At 70.3% G+C, this 14,077-nt stretch carries 14 protein-coding genes; 7 read left to right on the top strand and 7 right to left on the bottom strand.

The genetic code is table 11. The features are described from left to right. Positions 1 to 81: 81 nt before the first annotated feature. On the bottom strand, positions 82 to 762 hold the full coding sequence (locus ACFC96_RS20535) for an ABC transporter permease (RefSeq protein WP_376255918.1): 681 nt from the start codon (positions 760 to 762) through the stop codon (positions 82 to 84). Continuing rightward, on the bottom strand, positions 759 to 1,538 hold the full coding sequence (locus tag ACFC96_RS20530; RefSeq protein ID WP_376613478.1) for an ABC transporter permease: 780 nt from the start codon (positions 1,536 to 1,538) through the stop codon (positions 759 to 761). Before ACFC96_RS20530 ends, ACFC96_RS20535 begins: the two co-directional genes overlap by 4 nt. 184 nt (positions 1,539 to 1,722) lie before the next feature. On the opposite strand from ACFC96_RS20530, the gene ACFC96_RS20525 reads away from it, so the two are divergent. Then, on the top strand, positions 1,723 to 2,871 hold the full coding sequence (locus tag ACFC96_RS20525) for an ABC transporter ATP-binding protein (protein ID WP_266561655.1): 1,149 nt from the start codon (positions 1,723 to 1,725) through the stop codon (positions 2,869 to 2,871). 79 nt (positions 2,872 to 2,950) lie between these two features. Here the strand turns inward: ACFC96_RS20525 and ACFC96_RS20520 are convergent, their stop codons facing one another. Then, positions 2,951 to 4,066: an alpha/beta hydrolase gene (locus ACFC96_RS20520; RefSeq protein ID WP_376613476.1), complete on the bottom strand. Its 1,116-nt coding sequence runs from the start codon at positions 4,064 to 4,066 to the stop codon at positions 2,951 to 2,953. 185 nt (positions 4,067 to 4,251) lie between these two features. On the opposite strand from ACFC96_RS20520, the gene ACFC96_RS20515 reads away from it, so the two are divergent. The 6 genes from ACFC96_RS20515 to ACFC96_RS20490 all read left to right on the top strand — a co-directional run bounded on the left by ACFC96_RS20515 (position 4,252) and on the right by ACFC96_RS20490 (position 9,271). Further along, entirely contained in the window at positions 4,252 to 6,069 is a 1,818-nt protein-coding gene (locus ACFC96_RS20515; RefSeq protein WP_376613474.1) for a phosphatidylglycerol lysyltransferase domain-containing protein, read from the top strand. A 60-nt stretch (positions 6,070 to 6,129) separates the two neighbouring features. After that, positions 6,130 to 6,993 carry a dihydropteroate synthase gene (gene folP, locus ACFC96_RS20510; RefSeq protein ID WP_376255910.1) on the top strand — a complete coding sequence of 288 codons (864 nt, stop codon included), beginning with the start codon at positions 6,130 to 6,132 and terminating at the stop codon, positions 6,991 to 6,993. Beyond that, complete coding sequence (locus tag ACFC96_RS20505) at positions 6,990 to 7,541, top strand: nuclear transport factor 2 family protein (protein WP_376255908.1); 552 nt, start codon at positions 6,990 to 6,992, stop codon at positions 7,539 to 7,541. The genes folP and ACFC96_RS20505 overlap by 4 nt, the downstream gene beginning before the upstream one ends. A 215-nt stretch (positions 7,542 to 7,756) precedes the next feature. Beyond that, a complete protein-coding gene (gene folB / locus ACFC96_RS20500; RefSeq protein ID WP_116511517.1) occupies positions 7,757 to 8,116 on the top strand; it encodes a dihydroneopterin aldolase in 360 nt (119 codons plus the stop codon). Beyond that, the gene (gene folK, locus ACFC96_RS20495; protein ID WP_376255906.1) at positions 8,113 to 8,724 is read left to right on the top strand and encodes a 2-amino-4-hydroxy-6-hydroxymethyldihydropteridine diphosphokinase; all 612 of its coding nucleotides are present in this window, start codon (positions 8,113 to 8,115) and stop codon (positions 8,722 to 8,724) included. Before folB ends, folK begins: the two co-directional genes overlap by 4 nt. A gap of 58 nt (positions 8,725 to 8,782) precedes the next feature. Next, entirely contained in the window at positions 8,783 to 9,271 is a 489-nt protein-coding gene (locus ACFC96_RS20490; protein WP_376255904.1) for a DUF3180 domain-containing protein, read from the top strand. Between the two features lie 75 nt (positions 9,272 to 9,346). Here ACFC96_RS20490 and folE read toward each other — a convergent pair whose 3' ends face one another. The 4 genes from folE to tilS form a co-directional block, all read right to left on the bottom strand. Further along, positions 9,347 to 9,952, bottom strand: a complete 606-nt coding sequence (folE, locus tag ACFC96_RS20485; protein ID WP_376255902.1) for a GTP cyclohydrolase I FolE — start codon at positions 9,950 to 9,952, stop codon at positions 9,347 to 9,349. A gap of 79 nt (positions 9,953 to 10,031) precedes the next feature. Continuing rightward, on the bottom strand, positions 10,032 to 12,041 hold the full coding sequence (gene ftsH, locus ACFC96_RS20480) for an ATP-dependent zinc metalloprotease FtsH (RefSeq protein WP_375986146.1): 2,010 nt from the start codon (positions 12,039 to 12,041) through the stop codon (positions 10,032 to 10,034). A 198-nt stretch (positions 12,042 to 12,239) separates the two neighbouring features. Further along, complete coding sequence (hpt, locus tag ACFC96_RS20475) at positions 12,240 to 12,800, bottom strand: hypoxanthine phosphoribosyltransferase (protein WP_100597704.1); 561 nt, start codon at positions 12,798 to 12,800, stop codon at positions 12,240 to 12,242. 45 nt (positions 12,801 to 12,845) lie between these two features. Continuing rightward, positions 12,846 to 13,868, bottom strand: coding sequence for a tRNA lysidine(34) synthetase TilS (gene tilS / locus ACFC96_RS20470; RefSeq protein ID WP_376255900.1), 1,023 nt, complete (start codon positions 13,866 to 13,868; stop codon positions 12,846 to 12,848). Between the last annotated feature and the right edge of the window lie 209 nt (positions 13,869 to 14,077).

Raw genomic sequence — 14,077 nt, 5'->3', positions numbered from 1 at the left:
CCTTGACGAGATATCGAGTTGGCGTCCCGCCCGCCGCGGCGCACGCCCGGGGTTCAGCCCGCCGCGCCGCCCGGCCGGGTTTCAGCGCGCCGCGCCGGAGCGGCCCTTCATCGGATTGAGCACCCGCCCCGCGCCCGCCAGGACGCCCTCCACGAGCAGCGCGAGCAGCGCCACCAGGACCGCGCCGGCGACCACTTGAGGGGTGTCCTGGAGGTTGAACCCGGCCGTGATGATCCGCCCGAGCCCGCCCTTGCCGGCCATCGCGGCGAGCGTCGCCGTGGCGATCACCTGCACCGCCGCAAGCCGGACCCCGGTCATGACCATCGGGTACGCCAGCGGGAGTTCGACCCGCCGGAACAGCTGTCCCCCGCTCATCCCCATCCCCCGCGCCGCCTCCACGACGGCCCGGTCGACCTCGCGCATCCCGATGTAGGCGTTGGTCAGCAGCGGCGGCACCGCGAACAGCACGAGCGCGATGAACGTCGGCAGGTCGCCGTGCCGGCCCAGCGGCGTCAGTGTGAGCAGGACGAGCACCGCGAGCGTGGGCACCGCGCGGCCCGCGTTCGAGATGTTGACCGCGAGGCCGCCGCCCTTGCCGATGTGCCCCAGCCACAGCGCGAGCGGCAGGGCGATCAGACAGGACACGGCGAGGGTGACGCCGCTGAAGTACAGATGCTCGGCGAGGCGGTGCCACACCCCCTTCTCGCCCTGCCAGTTGGCCCCTGTCGTCAGCCAGTCGTAGGCCCCCGATATCGCGCTCATGCCGCCTGTGCCGCCTTCTCCTCACGTCGCCCCGCACCGTCCGGGCCGCCGTCCGGGCGGTCCGGACGGCCGGAGCGGTCGGTGCGTCTGCGTATGCGGGACGTCCCGGACGCGACGCGGGTCCAGGGGGTCAGCCACCGCTGGAGGCCGAGCAGCAGCAGATCGGCGCCCACGGCGAGGAGCACGCACAGCACGGACGCCGTGAGCACCTGGGCCTTGAAGTCGCTGTCGAGCCCGTCCATGATCAGCGTGCCCAGGCCGCCGTAGTCGACGATCGCGCCGACCGTCGTGAGCGCGACCGTGGAGACCGTGGCGATGCGCACGCCCGCGAGCATGGCGGGCAGCGCCAGCGGCAGTTCGACCTCCCACAGCAGCCTGACCGGCCCGTACCCCATGCCGCGGGCCGCTTCTCTCGCCTCGTCCGGGACGGCCTGGAGGCCCGCCAGGAAATTCCGCACCAGGATCGTCAGGGTGTAGAGGACGAGTCCGGTGATCACGAGCGAGGCGGAGAGCCCGAACAGCGGGAGCAGCAGCGAGAACATGGCCAGCGACGGAATCGTGTAGAGCACCGTCGTCAGGCCGAGCACCGGGCCCGCGAAGGCGCGCCGGCGCCGGGCCAGGAGGGCCAGCGGGAAGGCGATCAGCACGCCGACCACGACGGAAGCGGCCGTGATGCCGATGTGCTGGACGACCCCGTCGACCAGCTCCGGCCTGCGGGTGCGCAGGTATTCCCCGCACACCCACTCATTGGTCACCATGCAATTGGGACTGCTCACCCGCCCCACCTCCCCCGAATCCCCGTACATATGTCTGGAAACCGCTCGCGCGAGCACCTGATTCCGACTGCGGACGACCCTAGCCCCCACCACTGACAATCGCCGAGACCCCTCGTCACGACGCAACACGGCCTTCACACAGCGGCCGCCCACAGGCGGCGACTGCCCGGCACAATGGGGACCCATGATCCGGTTCGAGCACGTCACCAAGCGCTACGCCGACGGGACAACGGCCGTCGACGACCTGTCCTTCGAGGTGAACGAAGGGGAACTCGTCACGCTCGTCGGCCCGTCGGGCTGCGGCAAGACCACCACGATGAAGATGGTCAACCGGCTCATCGAACCGAGCGAGGGCCGGATACTCCTCGACGGCGACGACATATCCGGCATCGACCCGGTCCAACTCCGGCGCCGCATCGGCTATGTGATCCAGCAGGTCGGCCTCTTCCCGCACAAGACGGTCCTCGACAACACGGCGACCGTCCCGCACCTCCTCGGCGTCAAGCGCGCCAAGGCCCGCGAGCGCGCCGCCGAACTCCTCGACCTCGTCGGGCTCGACCCGCGCACCTTCGGCGACCGCTACCCCGACCAGCTCTCCGGCGGACAGCGCCAACGCGTCGGCGTGGCAAGGGCGTTGGCGGCGGATCCTCCCGTACTCCTGATGGACGAGCCGTTCGGCGCGGTCGACCCTGTCGTGCGCGAGCACCTGCAGAACGAGTTCCTGCGCCTGCAGCAGGCCGTGCGCAAGACGGTCCTGTTCGTCACCCACGACATCGAGGAGGCCGTCCGGCTCGGCGACCGGATCGCCGTGTACGGGCAGGGCCGGATCGAGCAGTTCGACACCCCGTCCACCGTCCTCGGCGCCCCCGCGACCGAGTACGTGGCCGACTTCGTCGGCGCGGACCGCGGCCTCAAGCGCCTGTCCGTCACGCCCATCGAGGAGAGCGACCTGGAGCAGCCGCCCGTCGTGCATCTCGACGACCCGCTGCCGGCGAAGCTCGACGCCCCCTGGGCGGTGGTCCTCGACGGCGACAACAACCTGCACGGCTGGATCTCCGCGGAGCACGCGCGCGTGCACAGCGGGACGGTCCGCGAGCATGCCCGCCGCATGGAGGCGTGGCTGCCGGTGGGCGCCTCCCTCAAGCAGGCGTTCGCCACGATGCTCCAGCACGACGCGGGCTGGATCGCCGTCATCGACGAGCACAGCGAGGGCCGCTTCCTCGGCGTCCTCACCCCCGCCCGGCTGCACGAGGCGCTGCGCCGCTCGACGGCGGCGGACGCCCGGGACATCCCGCGCGCGGAGGTCGAACTGGAGACGGTGACGGGGGCCTGAGGGCGCGTGAGCCCCGAAGCACGAGCCCTCGGAGCCGGCCCTCAAGTCCCCAGCGCCCAGCCCAGAGCCCGGGAAGCCCCTACTCCGTGATGCGCGCGCTCACCCACACCAGCGCGGCCGGGATCTCGCGGCGCCAGGTGTTGAAGTTGTGACCGCCGCTGTCCAGGACGATCGACGAGATACCGGTGGGCGGCTTCACCTTGCGAATGAACCTCATCGTGTTCCCGTAGTTCTTCTCACCGTGCCTGCTCGTGGTGACCAGCAGCGACGTGGCCGGCGGCCTGTCGTGTTCCAGGGTCCACATCAGGTCGGCGCGCCTCTCCAGCGCCTCGTCACCGTGGAAGAGGTCGCCCGTGGTGGGGTCGACGGGCGCCTTGTAGTACGCGGACAGGCCCGCCCCCGCGCCGTACACCCGGGGGTGGTGCATGGCGAGTTTCAGGGCGCAGTAGCCGCCCGTGGAGTCGCCCACGACGCCCCAGCCGCCGGACTTCCTGTGGACCCTGTAGTGCGCCGAGATGACCTGGGGCAGGTCCCGGGCGAAGAACGTCTCCGTCTGCGGGCCGCCGGGCACGTCCACGCACTCCGTGTCCCGCGGCGGTGCCACGGTCGGGCGCATCATCACCAGGATCATCGGCCGCATCGCTCCCTCCCTGGCCTGCTCGAAGGCGGTGGTCGGGTAGCGCAGCCCCTTGAAGAGCGCCTCGGCGGTGCCGGGGTAGCCGGTGAGGACCACCGCGGCGGGGAAACTGCGGTCCCGGAAGCGGTCCTTGAAGTACTCGGGCGGCAGATAGACGTACGCGGACGTGGCGATGTGCGAGCGCTTCCCGACGATGTCGACCTTCTGGATCTGGCCGCCGACCTCCGGCCGTGAGCCGCCCGGCACGTTCACGTACCGCGTGCCGACCACCTGCAGGGGCCCCCGGGTGCTCACTGCGCCGAGGTCGGTGACCACGCCCTGGCCCTGCTCCCGCCCGAGGAGGTCGTCCCACGTGGCGTAGAACCCGAACGCCTGGTTGACGGCGAGTCCGACCGAGAGGAACAGCGCGAGCTGCGTCGCGAGCAGCAGACCCACCCGGCCGGCGACGAATCCCCAGGTGCGGCTCGCCAGGCGTGGCCACAGCCACACCGTGCCGGCGAAGAGGAGCACGGCCAGTGAGACCGAAAGCGCAAGGACCTTGCTGCTCGTGAGACCCATCGTGCTGTACCTGCCTGCACTTTCTGGCTTCTGAACCTTTTCCGCCGGTTTACCTGGCTGAGTGAACCCGCCTCCCACAAGTCCCGTCCTAGAGGGCGCAATGTGGCCAGATGCCGGAAATGGCACCGGCTTCGAACTCTCTCGCGGAACTACGGGATGCGATGTCTGTCAGGATAGATGCCGATATGTCAGGCGAGGTTCCGGGCAGAACGCAGCAACTTCGCCGGATACTGCGGGGCCCCCGGCCCGAGGCCGTCCCCACCCTGATCGCCCGGGCCTGCATCCTCGTCGGACTCCTCGACATCGCGGCGGGCGTCTTCCCGCGCTTCCGGCACAGCCGCATGTACGCGCTGGCCGAGGTCCTGCCCGGCGCCCTCGGCCCGTTCGCGGCCGCACTCGCCCTCAGTACGGGCGTCCTGCTGCTCCTCCTCGCGCACGGACTGCGCCGGCGAAAGCGGCGGGCCTGGCGGGCGGCCGTGGTGCTCCTGCCCCTCGGCGCGCTCGCGCAGTTCGCGTACCGGCACTCCCTGCTCGGTGTGCTGATCCCGCTCGTACTGCTCACGATGCTGCTGCGCCACCGGAGTGAGTTCGCGGCGCTGCCCGACCCGCGCAGCCGCTGGCGGGCGCTCGCGAACTTCGTGCTCATGGGCGCCGGTTCCCTCGTCATCGGCCTCGCCATCGTGAGCGCCCACCCCAGGAAGCTGGTGGGCGACCCGAGCCTGTCCGACCGTCTGGAACACGTCCTGTACGGCCTGTTCGGCATGGACGGACCCGTCGACTACGCGGGCCGCACCTCTTCGACCGTGGCCTGCTCGCTCGGCGCGCTCGGCCTGCTCACCGCGCTGACGACCGTCTATCTGGCGTTCCGCCCCGAACACCCGGCCGCGCGCCTCACCGAGGACGACGAGGCGCGGCTGCGCTCCCTCCTGGACAAGCACGGCGCCCGGGACTCCCTCGGCCACTTCGCGCTGCGCCGCGACAAGGGGGTCGTCTTCTCGCCCAGCGGCAAGGCGGCCGTCTGCTACCGCGTCGTGTCGGGCGTGATGCTCGCGAGCGGCGACCCCGTCGGGGACGTGGAGGCGTGGCCCGGAGCCATCGAACGCTTCATGGACGAGGCCAAGGCCCACTCATGGACCCCGGCCGTCATGGGCTGCTCCGAGACGGGCGGCGAGGTCTGGACCCGCGAGACCGGCCTCGACGCACTCGAACTGGGCGACGAGGCGGTGGTGGACACCGCGGATTTCTCCCTGACCGGGCGTGCGATGCGCAACGTACGCCAGATGGTCAAGAGGATCGAGCGCAACGGCTACGAGACCCGGGTGCGGCGCATCCGTGACCTCGGCGACCAGGAGCTGGAGCGGATCAGGCGCGCCGCCGACGACTGGCGCGGCACCGACACCGAGCGCGGCTTCTCCATGGCGCTCGGCCGCATCGGCGACGCCGCGGACGGCGACTGCCTGGTCGCCACGGCCCACAAGACCGACGACCCGGCAGGCCCCCACGGCGACCTGAAGGCCGTACTCCACTTCGTCCCCTGGGGCTCCGACGGCGTCTCCCTCGACCTGATGCGCCGCGACCGCGCCGCCGACCCCGGCATGAACGAACTCCTCATCGTGGCCGCCCTCCAGGCCGCCCCGAAGCTCGGCATCACGCGGATCTCGCTGAACTTCGCGATGTTCCGCGCCGCCCTCGCTCGCGGCGAGAAGATCGGCGCGGGCCCGGTCCTGCGAGCCTGGCGGGGGCTGCTCGTCTTTCTGTCCCGCTGGTTCCAGATCGAGTCGCTGTACCGGTTCAATGCGAAGTTCCGGCCTCGCTGGGAGCCCCGCTTCGTGGTCTACCGCTCCCCGCGCGATCTGCCCCGGATCGGCTTCGCCGCCATGCGGGCGGAGGGCTTCGTGAACCTCGGCATGCCGCGCGTCCTGCGGTGGCGTACGGCCGCGGCCCGGCCCTGCGCCCACGACGGCGCGCCCGACGGCGGTCGGCGCGGGATACGGGCCGCCTGAGGCCGGTCCGGTGTCCCGCCGTGGCACGGCCACCGCGCCGCCGGGCCTAGGCTTGAAGGCATGAGCACGTCGCAGGGCCGTCGCGGCCACGTCACAGGCCTTCCCGTATGGGACCGCTGCGCGGTCATGGGAGTCGTCAATGTGACGCCCGATTCCTTCTCCGACGGCGGCCGCTGGTTCGACACGACGGCCGCCGTGAAACACGGCCTCGACCTGGTCGCCCAGGGCGCCGACCTGATCGACGTCGGCGGCGAGTCGACCCGCCCCGGCGCCACCCGCGTCGACGAGGACGAGGAGCTCAAGCGCGTCATCCCCGTCGTGCGGGGCCTGTCCTCCGAGGGAGTCGCCGTGTCCGTCGACACGATGCGCGCCTCCGTGGCCGAGCGCTCCCTGGCGGCCGGCGCCTCCCTCGTCAACGACGTCAGCGGCGGCCTCGCCGACCCGGCGATGATCCCCGTCGTCGCCGCGGCGGGCGCCCCCTTCGTCGTCATGCACTGGCGCGGCTTCCTGGAGGGCGGCAACGTCAAGGGCACGTACGAGGACGTGGTCCGCGAAGTCGTCGCCGAACTCCACGCGCGCGTGGAGGCCGTCATCGAGGGCGGCATCGCCCCCGAGCGCATCGTCGTCGACCCCGGCCTCGGCTTCTCCAAGGAGGCCGCCCACGACCTGAAGCTCCTGGCCCACCTGGAGGAGCTGCGCGCGCTCGGCCACCCCCTGCTGGTGGCCGCCTCCCGCAAGCGGTTCCTCGGCCATGTGCTGGCCGGCGACCAGGGCGCCCCTCCCCCGGCGCGCGAGCGCGACGCCGCCACGGCCGCCGTCTCCGCGATCGCGGCCCATCAGGGCGCCTGGGCGGTCCGCGTCCACGAGGTCCGCGCCACGGCGGACGCGGTCCGTGTCGCCCGCGCCGTAGAGGGAGCCCAGTGACCCCACCGAGGGAGCCCGACGAGCCGCGCGGTGCGGCAGCCCGGCGCACCGACGCGGAGGCCGTGGACCGCGCCAACCGCGCCTTCTACGAGGCACTGGAGCGGGGCGACTTCGAACTGCTGACGGCGCTCTGGCTCGCCCCCGAGGACGTCTCGTACAGCGAGGACTCCGACGAGGCCGAGGACACGTCCATCAGCTGCGTGCACCCCGGCTGGCCCGTGCTCACCGGCCGCGGCGAGGTCCTGCGCTCGTACGCGCTGATCATGGCGAACACCGAGTACATCCAGTTCTTCCTCACGGATGTGCACATCAGCATCGTCGCCGACACGGCTCTGATCACCTGCACCGAGAACATCCTCAGCGGCGGCCCGGCCCCCGAGGAGGGCGACGAACTCGGCCCGCTCGTCGGCCAGCGCGTCGTCGCCACGAATGTGTTCCGTCGCACACGTGACGGCTGGAAACTGTGGTCGCACCACGCGTCGCCCGTGCTCGCCGAGTCCGAGACCGAGGGCGACGCCGGCGAGGAAAGCGACGAGACGTCCTCTTGAGCGGCTCCTGACGGGGTGGTCGGGCCCGCGTGGCCCCCGCGTGATTGCCGGAGCGCGCTGGTGGGTAGGGGCGCGGCTACCAGCGGTGAGCCGCCCTGTCCATAGCCCCCGCGGGCGAGAGCTGTCGGTGCTCGCAGGTAGATTCGATCGAGGCTGGTGTGCCGACCGCACTCGGTACGAACCCGCCGCTACCGACGATTGCAGGAGTGATTCGCGTGGATCGTGTCGCGCTGCGCGGCCTCAAGGCCCGCGGGCATCATGGCGTCTTCCCCAAGGAGCGCGAGGAAGGCCAGACCTTCATCGTGGACCTGGTGCTCGGACTGGACACACGCGCGGCCGCGGCCGACGACGACCTGGCGAAGACCGTGCACTACGGCATCGTGGCGGAGGAGGTCGTGGCCGTCGTCGAAGGCGATCCGGTCGATCTCATCGAGACGCTCGCCGAGCGCATCGCCGGGACGTGCCTGAAGCACGAAGGGGTCTTGGAGGTCGAGGTCTGCGTCCACAAGCCGGACGCCCCGATCACCGTCCCCTTCGACGATGTGACCGTCACCATCACCCGGAGCCGAGTATGACTGCATCTTTCACCGAGGGCCCCAGCGACCCGACCGTACAGCCGGTGCCCGCCTTCGTGGTGGAACAGGTGGACGCGGCCGACACCACTCTCTCCAACCCCAAACGCGCGGTGATCGCCCTCGGCTCGAACCTGGGGAACCGCCTCGAGACCCTCCAGGGCGCCATCGACGCGCTGGAGGACACCCCCGGTGTCCGCGTGAAGGCCGTCTCGCCCGTGTACGAGACCGAGCCGTGGGGCGTCGAGCCCGGCAGCCAGCCCGCGTACTTCAACGCGGTGATCGTGCTCCGCACGACCCTTCCGCCGTCCTCCCTCCTGGAGCGGGCGCACGCCGTCGAGGAGGCCTTCCACCGCGTCCGTGACGAGCGCTGGGGCGCCCGCACGATCGACGTCGACATCGTCACCTACGCCGACGTCGTCTCCGACGACCCGGTCCTCACGCTCCCCCACCCGCGCGCGCACCAGCGGGCCTTCGTCCTCGCGCCCTGGTTCGACGTGGAGCCGGAGGCACAGCTGCCGGGCCACGGACCGGTCGCCGAGCTGCTCGACGCGGTCACCCGCGAAGGCGTCGCGCCGCGCGCCGACCTGGAACTCCAGCTGCCCGAATAGTCGTTAGGGTCATGCGGGCACACGAAGACAGCGCGGGGACTGAGGGGCGACCACCGGAATGAAGCAACTGCGCATCAGGACGCTGGCCGGCCTCTTCCTGGTCGCCGGCGTACTGAGCTGGGCGGGCGCCCGCCTGTGGGATTCGATCGGCACGCTGCCGAGGGTCCCGCTGGCGGCGCCGATCGTCCTCGCCGTGATCGCCGTCATCCTGCTGGCGACGGCGCTCTCCATCCGGGCCCGACTGCGCGCCCAGCGCGAGCGGCGCCCCGGCGCCAAGGGCGTCGACCCGCTGATGGCGGCCCGCGCCCTCGTCTTCGGCCAGGCCAGCGCCCTGGTCGCCGCCCTGGTCGCCGGGATGTACGGCGGCACGGGCGCCTTCCTGCTCGAACACCTCGACGTCCCGGCCCGCCGCGACCAGGCGATCTACGCCGGTCTCTCGGTCCTCACCGGCATCGCCGTGATAGCGGCCGCCCTCTTCCTGGAGCGCGTCTGCAAACTCCCTGAGGACGACGACGAGAACCACGGCGGGGCCGCACCCGCGGCCTGACCCGCCCGAGGGCCCGCCGAGCGCTCAGGGGCCCGCCATGTGCCTGCCGCGTGCCCGCCGTGGGCCCGCGCGGGCTCAGCGCGCGATGATCAGACTCATCGCCTCGTTGCGCGTCGCCGGGTCGCGCAGCTGGCCGCGCACCGCGGACGTGATGGTCTTCGCACCCTGCTTGCGCACCCCGCGCATCGTCATGCACATGTGCTCGCACTCGACGACCACGATCACCCCGCGCGGCTCCAGGATCTCCATCAGGGAGTCGGCGATCTGCGTGGTCAGACGCTCCTGGACCTGCGGGCGCCGGGCGTAGACGTCCACGAGGCGGGCCAGCTTCGACAGGCCCGTGATCTTGCCGTCGCTCGACGGGATGTAGCCGACGTGGGCGACGCCGACGAACGGCACCAGATGGTGCTCACAGCTGCTCTGGACCTCGATGTCCTTCACCAGGACCATCTCGTCGTGACCGAGGTCGAACGTCGTCGTCAGGACGTCCTCGGGCTTCTGCCGCAGGCCCCCGAATATCTCCTTGTACGCGCGAGCCACCCGTGCCGGCGTCTCCTTGAGACCCTCGCGGTCCGGGTCCTCACCGACCGCGATGAGCAGCTCACGCACAGCGTTCTCGGCCCGCTTCTCGTCGAACTCGCCGATCGGCCCCTCGCCGTCCAGCGTCACCGGGTCGGTCATCTGTGCCTCTTCCTTGAACAAAGAACCGCGTCCCCCACACCGTAAAGCGTGGGGGACGCGGTTATCCATTCCGGGGTGATCAGACCTCGGGGCTGTCCGTAGGAGCGATGTCCAGCCCGGACTCGACGCCCGTTGCCGTGCCGTTCGAACCGTTCGTCAGCGACAGCTCCCTGGGGGAGAGCACCGGCGGGCGGGTCGAGGGGGTGCGGCGGGAGGAGCCGGTCCACGCGGGGCGGGCCGGGCGCTTCACGATCGGAGCGAAGATCTCGGCGATCTGCTCCTTGTTCAGCGTTTCCTTCTCCAGGAGCGCGAGGACCAGGTTGTCGAGAACGTCTCGGTTCTCGACGAGGATCTCCCAGGCCTCGTTGTGCGCGGTCTCGATGAGCTTCTTGACCTCTTCGTCGACGAGCGCGGCGACCTCTTCCGAGTAGTCGCGCTGGTGCGCCATCTCCCGGCCGAGGAACGGCTCGGTGTTGTCGCCGCCGAACTTGATCGCGCCGAGCCGCTCGGTCATGCCGTACTGCGTGACCATGGCCCGCGCGGTCGCGGTCGCCTTCTCGATGTCGTTCGCCGCGCCCGTGGTCGGGTCGTGGAAGACCAGCTCCTCGGCCGCGCGCCCGCCCAGCATGTAGGCGAGCTGGTCGAGCATCTCGTTGCGCGTGGTCGAGTACTTGTCCTCGTCGGGCAGGACCATCGTGTAACCGAGGGCCCGTCCACGGGACAGAATCGTGATCTTGTGCACCGGGTCGGAGTTGGGCGAAGCCGCCGCGACCAGGGCGTGTCCGCCCTCGTGGTACGCGGTGATCTTCTTCTCCTTGTCGGACATGATCCGGGTCCGCTTCTGCGGGCCCGCCACCACGCGGTCGATCGCCTCGTCCAGCATCGAGTTGTCGACGAGCTTGAGGTCGCTGCGCGCCGTGAGGAGCGCCGCTTCGTTCAGCACGTTCGCCAGATCTGCGCCGGTGAAGCCCGGGGTACGCCGGGCGACGGCGGAGAGGTCGACGTCGGGCGCGACCGGCTTGCCCTTCTGGTGAACCTTGAGGATCTCCAGACGGCCCTGCATGTCCGGGCGGTCGACCGCGATCTGCCGGTCGAAACGTCCCGGGCGCAGCAGTGCCGGGTCGAGGATGTCGGGCCGGTTCGTGGCGGCGATCAGGATGACGCCGCCCTTCACGTCGAAGCCGTCCATCTCGACGAGCAGCTGGTTGAGCGTCTGCTCGCGCTCGTCGTGACCGCCACCGAGACCCGCACCGCGATGCCGGCCGACGGCGTCGATCTCGTCGACGAAGACGATCGCCGGGGCGTTCGCCTTGGCCTGCTCGAACAGGTCACGGACTCGGGAGGCACCGACACCGACGAACATCTCGACGAAGTCGGAACCCGAGATCGAGTAGAAGGGGACCCCCGCCTCACCGGCGACGGCGCGCGCGAGCAGCGTCTTACCGGTTCCGGGCGGGCCGTAGAGCAGCACACCCTTGGGGATCTTGGCGCCGACGGCCTGGAACTTCGCCGGCTCCTGGAGGAACTCCTTGATCTCGTGGAGCTCCTCGACGGCCTCGTCCGAGCCCGCCACGTCGGCGAACGTCGTCTTCGGGGTGTCCTTGGTGATGAGCTTCGCCTTGGACTTCCCGAACTGCATGACTCGGGAGCCGCCGCCCTGCATCTGATTCATCAGGAACAGGAAGACGACGACGATCAGGACGAAGGGGAGCAGGGAGAGCAGGATCCCCACGAAGGCGTTCTGCTTCGTCGGAGCGACGGTGTACCCGTCGGGGATCTGCTTGTCCTCGAACTTGGCCTGCAGATCCTTGGCCACCTCGACGCCCTGGTCGCCGATGTAGCTCGCCTGGATCTTGCTGCTGCCCTGGACCTTCTGGCCGTCCTTGAGCTCGACCTTGATGTTGTTTTCGTCGCCGGTGGTCAGCTTGGCCGACTGCACCTTGTTGTCGTCGATGGCCTGAATGACCTGGCCGGTGTCCACTGTCTTGTAGCCACCGGACGAACCGACGACCTGCATCAACACGACCACGGCAAGGACGGCCAGCACGATCCACATGACCGGCCCACGGAAGTATCGCTTCACGTCCATCCATACGGAGCGATGCCGCCCCGTCCCTCCTGCCATAGTGAGTTTGATAAAGGCTGTTTTGAAGACTTGTTCTTCGGACGGTACCCCAGCATTGTCACCCGAAGCCGCAGGGGACGGCTGGGAATCTCGCCCACGCATGCTTCAACGGCGGGGAACCCGCAGGGGTTCCCGACCGTCTCACATGGCTTCGGCGGCCGTTCAGCCGCCGTAGACGTGGGGAGCCAGAGTGCCGACGAACGGCAGGTTCCGGTACTTCTCCGCGTAGTCCAGGCCGTACCCGACGACGAACTCGTTCGGGATCTCGAACCCGGTCCACTTCACGTCGATGGCCACCTTCGCCGCCTCCGGCTTGCGCAGCAGCGTGCAGACCTCGAGGCTCGCGGGCTCGCGGGTGCCGAGGTTGGTGAGCAGCCACGACAGCGTGAGGCCGGAGTCGATGATGTCCTCGACGATCAGGACGTGCCTGCCCTTGATGTCGGTGTCGAGGTCCTTGAGGATCCGCACGACGCCGGACGACTGGGTGCCGGCACCGTACGAGGACACCGCCATCCAGTCCATCGTGACGGGGGTGGACAGCGCACGCGCCAGGTCCGCCATGACCATCACGGCGCCCTTGAGGACACCGACGATCAGCAGGTCCTTGCCCGCGTATTCCGCATCGATCTTCGCGGCCAGTTCGGCCAGCTTCGCGTCGATCTCTTCCTTGGTGATGAGCACCGACTGAAGGTCGGTGCCCATGTCTTTCGCGTCCACCCGCATCACTTTCGGTCGTCCCACCGGCCGCTGAAGGACCAGTGCCCCTCGTCAGCCTTGCCGGATGACCAGTCTGCCACCCTGCCGCTGAGCCACGACCTTGCCGGGGAGGTTGATCTCCCCCTGGCCGCGCCAACCGGTGATCAAACGGTCGACCTCTTCGATGTGCCGGGCGAACAGAGAACCCGCCGGGGCGCCGGCCTCGATGGCCGCGCGGCGCAGTACACGGCGGCGTACGGCGGGCGGCAGCGCGTAGAGCTTGGCGCACTCCAGCAGGCCCGCGGGGTCCCGCACCATGGCCTCGGCCTGCGCGGCCCACGTGTCCAGGGCATCGGCGTCGTCACGGGACAACTGGGCCGTACGGGCGAGCGCCTCGACGACGCCCTTGCCGAGCGCCTTCTCCAGGGCGGGCAGGCCCTCGTGGCGCAGCCGGGAGCGCGTGTACGCCGGATCGGTGTTGTGGGGGTCGTCCCACACGGGCAGCGACTGGGCCATGCACGCCTTGCGGGCGGTCTGGCGGTCGACGTGCAGGAAGGGCCTGCGGTAACGGCCGTCGACCCCCGAGGTCGCGGCCATCCCCGACAGGGAGCGGATGCCGGAGCCGCGGGCGAGGCCGAGCAGGACCGTCTCTGCCTGATCGTCGCGGGTGTGGCCGAGCAGGATCGCGGCGGCGCCGTGGCGGTCCGCGGCGGCGTCGAGCGCGGCGTATCTGGCGTCCCTCGCGGCGGCTTCGGGCCCGCCGTCGCGGCCGACGTGCACGGCCGCGGACTCGACGGGGTCGAGGCGCAGGGCGGTCAGCCGCGCGACGACTTCGGCGGCGCGGAGATCGGAGCCGGGCTGCAGACCGTGGTCGACCGTCACGCCACCGGCGCGGATGCCGAGCTTGGGGGCCTCGAAGGCGAGGGCGGAGGCGAGCGCCATGGAGTCGGCACCGCCGGAGCAAGCGACAAGCACCAGGGGCGGGGTGCGCGGGGCTTCCGGCGCCGCGTGGGGGGCGCTGTGATCATTGAGTACGTCGTGGAGTACGCGGCGGACCGCCAGGCGTATCGCCGCGACCGCAGGATGGGGACCCATGTCCGGTTCCCTTCATGAAGTTTTCGGTGGGGGTGTGGCTCGGACTAGTCACTCAACAGCGACTCGGTGATGTCAGTCACTCAGAGTGTGTCGATGGTGACAGAGCCGAGCCATTCCCCGAGCATTGCACGCCTACCCACGGCTCACGGTCCCTCGGATGGGTGATTACAGAGGCATTCTCCTGCCGTTGGCCGTATTTGTTTCACGCC

The sequence above is a fragment of the Streptomyces sp. NPDC055955 genome, from assembly GCF_042270245.1.
GTDB lineage: Bacteria > Actinomycetota > Actinomycetes > Streptomycetales > Streptomycetaceae > Streptomyces.
Note: the sequence above shows the minus strand (reverse complement) of the source record. Positions and strands in the feature narration are given on the sequence as shown.